Consider the following 7256-nt stretch of genomic DNA (forward strand, 5'->3'; position numbering starts at 1 on the left):
CGAGTACGAGCAAGCCTTCTGGCAGAGCCAGGAGCAAGTCCCGCAGTCCGCCTGAACCATCAAGATCGGACTCTACGAAACTCGGGGCAGCTCAATGTGCCCGCTCACGCCGTGCGGGCCGGGCGTGGCGAGGCGCAGGAGATGGCAGGTTTTGCCGGTCTTCCAGGTCAGGCGTAGGCCCTTGGAGGCGGCCAGGTCGATGATGCCGCGTGTATATGTGGTCAGTCCGAGGGGGGCGATGGGGACGTCGGCGCGGAGGGTTCTCAGTTCCACGGTGTCGCCATCGAGGGTGATCGTGAGTGTGTTGTTGCCGTCGTGCTGTGCCTTGATCAGGTCGGAGTGCAGGCATGCCCCGGTGTCCGGGTCGTGCAGCGGGAACGTGTCGATCAGGCGGTCGTCGCCGCCGAGGATGCCGGATGCGTCGTCACCGCTGGGACCGTACCCTTCGGCGAACGCGTCGCGGGGGCCTGGGCGGGTGGTGTTCCCGGTCAGGTAGGTGCCGCTGTGGTCCCGCACCCACCACAGGGCGGCGTGGACATCCTCCTCGTTCTGGCATTGGTCGTAGGTGGGGCGCAGTGTGTGGCGAGGGGCGAGCATCGAGTGGGTGGCGACGTCGATGACCTCGTTGAGGGCGAACTTCAGGGTGAGCATGGGGGTGGTGGCCTTCCGGTCTGGTCTGCGGCCGGGTTGCTTGGTGGGCTGCGGGGCCCCGGGGCGGGGCGTGGGCGGGGTTAGAACGGTGCGTCGGCGAGAGCGGCGGGGGTGGTGGTGGGGGTGGTGCCGTAGGGGTGGTGGAGGTGGTGCGGGAGTGTGTGGCGTAGGTGCCAGGCGAGTCGGGCGGTGTGGGCGGCGCGGCGTAGGGGGCCGGGTACGGCGGGTGCGGGATGTGCGGGGTGGGTGGGGTCGCATCCGTTGATGCCGGTGCGGCCGCAGTGCGGGCAGCGGTCGGTGCGGACGTCGGCCCACACGGTGGAGTCGATGGCCTGCCGGTAGCTGGCCAGCCCATCAGCGAGGCGGCGCAGCAGGCGCGGCATGCGGAGGCGGGGGTGGGGGTTCATCGGGGCTCGTTTCAGCGGGTGGGGCGCGGCCGGGCGGCGGAGCGACAGTGGGCGCGGGTGGAAGTGGGGTATGCCAGCTCGGTCCGGCAACGCGGCGCCACGCGGCGTTTCCTCACCCCGCCCCCTTGCGGTGCTCGAGTTGGGGCTGGGCGTCGGGTGCTGGGCGGGTGAATCGGCCTATGGCGGTGGGAGGTGGGCTCGGTGATGGTCGCGTCACTAGGGGGCGCGGGTGGCGGGGGTGGCCGGGCCGCCCCTGGGAGGGGTGGGGCGGGGCGGCCCGGCTGCCGGGGGCTCAACCGCACGGGGGGGTGCGGGAGCGTCCTTCCGGCGGGACCAACTCTGACCTGCGTGGGGTTAAGCCCGGCAACCCCGGCCCCGGCCTCCGGGCCCGGGCGGCCGGCCGCGACGCGGCGGGTGGGCCCGGGGGCTGGGTGCTTGATGCGGTCGGCGGTCGGCGGACGGGGGCGCGGACAGTGCCGGGCGCCCCGGCGAGTCCGTCCTCACGTGGTGGGCGGGAGGCCGGGGGCTGGGGGACGTGGAGAGGCCCGTCCCGCCATGGTGGCGGAACGGGCCGGGCAGCGGCGATGGCGCTGTCTGTCAGGTGGTGCGGGATGTTGCGCGGGTGCCGGTGAGGTCGGTGCGGACGGCGGGCGGGAGGATCTCGGAGAAGCCCACCGAGTCAACCGTGAGGTGCGTGGTGGTGCCGTCGGGCGCGGTGACGGCCAGGACATCGCCGACGGACAGCGAACGGACGTCGTCGGGCCAGTCCTGGCCGCGGTCGTCGCTGTTCTGACGGTTGCCGACGGCGAACGCGGCTTCAGCCGCCGTGTGGCTGTCGGTGACGCGGCTGGTGGTGAAGACCATGCGCAGCGGTGTGCCGTCGGTGGTGGTGACCTCGGCGACGGTGTGGCCGCTCTGGTAGCCGAAGAAAGAGAGCGGATCGACGTTCACGTGGGCGGTGATGGTGAACACGTCGCGCAGGCTGGTGGTGGGGTGGGGAATGCCGGTGCTGGTGTTGATGCGGGCGGTCACGGTCACGGGGCGCTGGACGTGCGTGGTCATGGAGGGTTCTCCTTCGAGGACGGGTGGCGCGTGCCGGTAAGGGGCCGGGCCGCACAGAGCGCGGCAAGGGGGCGGTTGCCTGCGCATGGCATGCGGCCCGGCATAGGCCGGTCGCTCACAGCACACGAGAGGAGGGGTTCGTGCGGGGCGTTCACCGGCCGAGCCCACCATCGGACACCAGATGGTTAGCGGCACAACCGCCCAACTGCACGGGCGGCGGACGGCCAGGCGCGGCCCCGGCCAGGCGCCGGGCACGGGCGGGGGCCGGGGAGCGGCCGGTGGCGGGGGCGGGTATGGAACGGTCTCCGCCACCACGGGGGGCGGGCGAGCGGGCCCGGGCATGGGCATGGGACGGCCCCCCGGGGCGCGGCAAGGTCGCTGCGCCCGGGGGGCCGGGGGGCGGGGTTGGGGGTGTTGGTCAGGCGTCGCCCGGCATGGCCTCGTGCGGGCCCCGGACGGCCGACAAAGGGGTGTCAGGGGCTCACGGGTGAATCGGGTGGGGGACCGCGGCGGGCTACTTGCGCGGCGCGGAGTCCTGGGAGGGCTTCGTATCCGGCTGCCGTCGCGCGGCCAGGTGCTCGCCGAGCGCGACGGCTGCGTACACGCCGATGAGCGCCACAACGATGCCCACCGCCCAGTAGAGGTGGGCCAGGCCGTACAGCAGGGCGCTGGGCGGGAGCGGCGCGGCGGCGGCGAGCCTCCAGCGGGGCGAGGGGTTGCGGCGGCTGACCAGTCCTGATCTCCTTCCACTGATCGGGGACGTGCTCGAAGAGGTCGCGGCCGTCGTCCTCGGCAACAGCGAGCGCGGCCGCCAGGTCCGGGGTCGCGGTCAGGAAGCGGGGGTCGCGGCGGCGTACGGCGGCTCTCACCGGGAGGAACGAGACGGGGGCGGCCGGGATCCGGTCGCCGGCCCGGGTGGTTTCCTCCTCGCCCGCGTGGAACTTGCCGAACATGATCCCGACGGGGCCGTAGAGGTTCTTCAGGACCCAGTGCGGCCAGGCCAGCAGGTCACGATGCCGGGCGCCGGGGACCTCGCCGAGGAGGACGATGTTCTCGCACCGCAGGCCGCCGTGCGGCCGGTTCAGCAGCGGGCGCAGCCACTCCGCGGCCTGGACACCCGCGTGAAACAGCTCCGCCTCCACCACCGGAGGCTCACCGTCGGCCCGATACACCGTCCAGGTCGTCAGCCCTTGCTGGAGGGACGGGGCCAGGAAGGGGCAGTGGGCGGTCATCTGCCGTACGTACGCCGCGATGTCGATGGTGGTCGGGGTGGTGGTGCTGGCTTCGACGAGGCGCAGCGCCCCGGCGTTGGGCCGGGGCGCTGCGATGGTGCGGCCGGTGGTCACCGGCGGGTGGTCTCCGGCTGGTCGGGCGCGATGTCGTCGCCGTCGCCGCCGGCGGGGCCGCAGTCCCACTCGGCGACCACGGTGCCGGTCTCGCGGTAGCGGGCCAAGGCCGGCTCGTCGACGGCGCCGTGGGCGTCGGTGAACCAGATCTCCGGCAGCGGCCCGTACGCGGCCTCGTAGGCCGCGACCCAGGCGATCGGGCCGCGGCCGTTGTTCGCGACGTGGCGGATCGGCTGGCCGGCGGTCTCCTGGCACAGGACGTCGTAGTCGGGGGTGCCGAGCATGTCGTGCCAGGCGGCGTCCACGGCCGGGGAGAACATCTCGGGCGCGGACTGGCCGTTCTTGAAGCGCTGGCCGGTGATGGTCAGGAAGCGGCGCAGCTCGAGGGTTGCGGTGGTCACGATGGTGCCCCTCTCGGTGTCGAGTGGTGCTCGCCCGGCCCGGTCGGGCCGGCCGTCGTGCTGTTCGACGCCGCGCACCCGAGGATCCCCAGGTCTCGTCCGGGCGCGCGGCGGGTTCAGACGGCCTTGGCGGGCGCGGATGCTGCGGCTTCGGTGAGGCGGTCGAGGCGCTCATAGAGGGCGCGGATGAGGCGGGCCCGTCCCTGGGCGCACCGCACCGTGCCGTCCGGCCCAGCGGACAGGCGCCGGTCGGTTTCGTCCAGGACGACGTCGGCCAGGGCGCGGGCGGCATGGTCGGCGGGCAGTCGGTCGGCGGCGCGGCGGACGTCGGCGGCGACCGCGCGGGCGGCGCCGGTCAGCTGCAGCGCGATCTGCAGGACGTCCGCTGGCCGTAGCCCGGTCTCGCCGGTCCAGCCGAGCACGGCCTCGGCCAGGCGCTCGTGGGTGCTTCGGTCGAGAGGGAGTTCACCTTCGAGGAGCCCTTCGGGGTCATGCAGGGCCAGGTGTCTGCTGCTCATCAAAGCCTCGTTGTGGCGGTCGCGGGGTGTGCGGCGGGGGCGGGCAGGGCCTCCCGTCGTGCTCTTGGTCCTCGGTCTGCTGGGCGAGGAAGCGGGCGTAGCCGCGGTCGGCGCGGGCGAGCAGCGCGGAGGACGGAACGCCGTACCGGGGCTTGGGAGCGGTGGTGCTGGTCGTCTGTGCGCGCATGAGGCACCGTCCCGTTCCGCTGGTGGTTCGTCCCGTCGGTGCTTCGACGCTACGGACGGCGCAGGCCGGGCCTCAAGAAGGTTGCGGATAGTTGCGCGGATTCACCCCAGGGCGTCGGCAGCGGCCTGGATAAGCGTGCGGGCGGCGTCGCCGTGGACGGCCATCTGCGCCAGGCCCTTGAAGGCTCTGGCGTAGTCGGCCAGTTCGCGGGGCTGACGGACGTTGATGCCGGCGGTGAGGGTCTCCACCACGGTGTGCCGGTCGTCGTAGAGGTAGAACGCCTCCAGCGGCCACACCGTGCGCGGGACCCCGAGCGGGATGACGCCCAGGGAGACCGACGGCAGCGGCATCACCGTGAGCAGGTGCTGCAGCTGGCCGGCCATCGTGGCGGGCGTGCCGATCCGAGTGCGCAGCACCCACTCCTCGATGAGAACAACGAAGCGGTGGTCGCCCTCGTAGAGGAAGCGGGAGCGGGCAAGGCGTGCGGCGACGGCCTCGGGGATGTCGTCGGGGGTGCCCTGGAAGTCGGTGATGGAACGCATCAGGGCTTCGGCGTAGTCGGCGGTCTGGAAGAAGCCGGGGATGACGTTGGAGACGTACGCGCGGCAGGTGCGGGCGGCGGCGTTGCGGGCGAGGACGTCTTCCTGGGCGCGGCGCATGCCGGCGCGGTGCTGGCGGCGCCACTCCATGTACATCGAGTCCACCGCGCGGGCGGTGGCTACGAGGTCCGCGGCCTGGTCCTCGGCGTTGCAGGCGGTGCACCAGGTGCGGATGTCGGCGTCGGAGGGGGCGGCCTTGGCGCCGAGGATGCGGGAGGTCTTGGCCTTGTCCCAGCCGCAGCGGCGGGAGAGCTCCCGCCCGTTGATGCCGGCGTCCCGCATGAGGTGGCCCAGGCGCACCGCGAGGGCTTCGCGGGCGGCCTGGGCGCTGGACGACGGGGAGACGGGCATGAGGCGCGGGAAGTCCTGTGGTTGGGGTGGTCTGGGTTACGGGGTGTACTTGGCGTGGGGGATGGCGCGCTCCCACACTTGCTCGAACGCGGTGCGGCACAGGGCGGCCGCTGCCGGGTCGGTGGTGCGTTCGCGGCCGTCCTTGGTCCAGTCGCCGGTGCCGGTGAAGTGGTGGAACTGCACCACCGTGTCGTCCAGGAGCCAGAAGTCGTTCCCGGGCAGCGCGATGGTGCTCGCCTCGCGGCGGGGCAGCCAGCGGACCTGCTCGCCGGCCTCGAGGTTGAGCGGCGTGATGGCGTGCTCGTAGCGGATGTAGTCGGTGACCGGCTCGGAGACGATCCGGGCGCGGCGCATCACCACCCCGCGGCCCACCGCCTCCCGCACGAGGGGCATCCACTGCGGCCAGAACGAGCGGGTCGGGACCAGGTTCGGGATACCGGTGCGCAGGAAGGTGGCGAAGTCGTCGGCTTCGTCGCCGACGGCGTAGGTGTCGCGCATCTCCAGATGGACGGCCGTGCGCTCGGTGGCGGCCAGGAGCTCAGCGAACGTCGCGTCGTGCAGCGCTTGCGCGTTCAGCGGCATCGCACGCCTCCCTCAGGATCGGCACCATCCGGGCCGGAATGCGGATCACCCGCTCGTGCGCGGGGATCCCCCTCTTGTGGCCGGCCACCCACTCGGTAGAGCCGACTAGGGCAGCGAGGAGCTCGTCGGCTGCCTCGCCCTGCAGGACCAGGTCCGCGGACTCCTCCTCGACCCACACCGTCGGCGATCCCTCACCTCCGGTGTTCGGGTCCATCCCGACGAACCGTAACTCCATGATGGTCTCCCCTGTCGAGCTGGTTGCGGATGATTGCGCACAACGACCGTCCCGCGCGGCGGTATTGGCGGTCAAGGCCGCCTGCTGCAGAGGCTTACCGCACGGCTGTTCTTGGCCTGCCGCTCTCTTGCGTCTCGGGTGCGGTGTGCCCGACCGTTTGGGGATCTGTTGTGCAGCTCGGGGGATGGGCTTGGGGGAACAACCGGGTGCGGCTCAGTGGCGGCGCGGCGTGGCAGACGGACTTCCGTCGCCGGACGACGGGCCGTGCTCCTCGGACTGCGATGGAGATCGCCACAGTCCGCCGCACGTTGAACCACACCCTGACAGAACTCAAGCGGGCCATCGACCGGTACGCGGTCGCGGTCGCCGCCGACCTGTACGCCCTGGCATGGCACCAGGCGGCAGGAGCTCCACCGAGCGAGACCCGCGAGCAGCGCGCGCAGCTGCAGGGCTTCAAGGAGATCCTGGGCTCCCGCCGTTGGCAGGAGGAAGAGCGGCGGCGTCAAGCAGCCACGAAGAAGCCCCCGCAGGCCGCCCTGCCACCTGCCAGAAGGGCAGTCTCCGACGCACCCAGGGTGCGGCCAGACGTCGGCCGATCCGATGACGGGGCCGTTGTCCGGCCTCCCCGTCAAAAGAGCACGCCGTCTACGGCACCTCGTCATTCCCCGGCGCCACCCCAGACCCCCGCCGCCCCGGCCCCGGCGCCGGTCCCGGCCAGGACCTCGGTGCCGGCACCGGTCGTGAAGACCCGCCCCGCCCGCTGGAGTCGGTTGCCCGGCCCTGGCTCATTGGCGGCATATGGCCAGCTCCCGTGGAGGGCTAAGAAGCCGTATCTCAACCGAACGTGATCCGTTGATTTCTGCTGGTCAGGCATGGTCTAGCTCGGGGTGAGGGAGGCATGCGGCGTCTTGTGTTCG

Annotated in this window: 9 protein-coding genes and 1 pseudogene; all 10 read right to left on the reverse strand. The window is 72.5% G+C overall.

The window, feature by feature from the left end:
• Nucleotides 1–72 precede the first annotated feature (72 nt).
• Nucleotides 73–651 carry a hypothetical protein gene (locus ABT342_RS37670; RefSeq protein WP_351583989.1) on the reverse strand — a complete coding sequence of 193 codons (579 nt, stop codon included), beginning with the start codon at nucleotides 649–651 and terminating at the stop codon, nucleotides 73–75.
• Between the two features lie 80 nt (nucleotides 652–731).
• Nucleotides 732–1058 (reverse strand): hypothetical protein, encoded by a 327-nt coding sequence (locus tag ABT342_RS37675; protein ID WP_351583992.1) that lies wholly within the window; start codon nucleotides 1056–1058, stop codon nucleotides 732–734.
• Nucleotides 1059–1655: 597 nt separating this feature from the next.
• The gene (locus ABT342_RS37680; protein WP_351583995.1) at nucleotides 1656–2120 is read right to left on the reverse strand and encodes a hypothetical protein; all 465 of its coding nucleotides are present in this window, start codon (nucleotides 2118–2120) and stop codon (nucleotides 1656–1658) included.
• Nucleotides 2121–2833: 713 nt separating this feature from the next.
• Nucleotides 2834–3466 (reverse strand): annotated as a pseudogene (locus ABT342_RS37685) (DUF6875 domain-containing protein); the annotation flags it as partial.
• Nucleotides 3463–3867, reverse strand: coding sequence for a polysaccharide deacetylase family protein (locus ABT342_RS37690; protein ID WP_351583998.1), 405 nt, complete (start codon nucleotides 3865–3867; stop codon nucleotides 3463–3465). The gene ABT342_RS37690 and the pseudogene ABT342_RS37685, both read right to left, overlap by 4 nt.
• Nucleotides 3868–3983: 116 nt before the next feature.
• Nucleotides 3984–4385, reverse strand: coding sequence for a DUF6415 family natural product biosynthesis protein (locus ABT342_RS37695; protein ID WP_351584001.1), 402 nt, complete (start codon nucleotides 4383–4385; stop codon nucleotides 3984–3986).
• On the reverse strand, nucleotides 4357–4572 hold the full coding sequence (locus ABT342_RS37700) for a hypothetical protein (RefSeq protein WP_351584004.1): 216 nt from the start codon (nucleotides 4570–4572) through the stop codon (nucleotides 4357–4359). The genes ABT342_RS37695 and ABT342_RS37700 overlap by 29 nt, the downstream gene beginning before the upstream one ends.
• 101 nt (nucleotides 4573–4673) lie before the next feature.
• Nucleotides 4674–5522 (reverse strand): DUF5753 domain-containing protein, encoded by an 849-nt coding sequence (locus tag ABT342_RS37705; protein WP_351584007.1) that lies wholly within the window; start codon nucleotides 5520–5522, stop codon nucleotides 4674–4676.
• 36 nt (nucleotides 5523–5558) lie between these two features.
• On the reverse strand, nucleotides 5559–6104 hold the full coding sequence (locus ABT342_RS37710; protein ID WP_351584010.1) for a DUF6879 family protein: 546 nt from the start codon (nucleotides 6102–6104) through the stop codon (nucleotides 5559–5561).
• Nucleotides 6061–6339, reverse strand: a complete 279-nt coding sequence (locus ABT342_RS37715; protein WP_351584013.1) for a hypothetical protein — start codon at nucleotides 6337–6339, stop codon at nucleotides 6061–6063. Before ABT342_RS37715 ends, ABT342_RS37710 begins: the two co-directional genes overlap by 44 nt.
• Between the last annotated feature and the right edge of the window lie 917 nt (nucleotides 6340–7256).

The organism is Streptomyces sp. NPDC000410, assembly GCF_040300305.1.
Classification (GTDB): Bacteria; Actinomycetota; Actinomycetes; order Streptomycetales; family Streptomycetaceae; genus Streptomyces.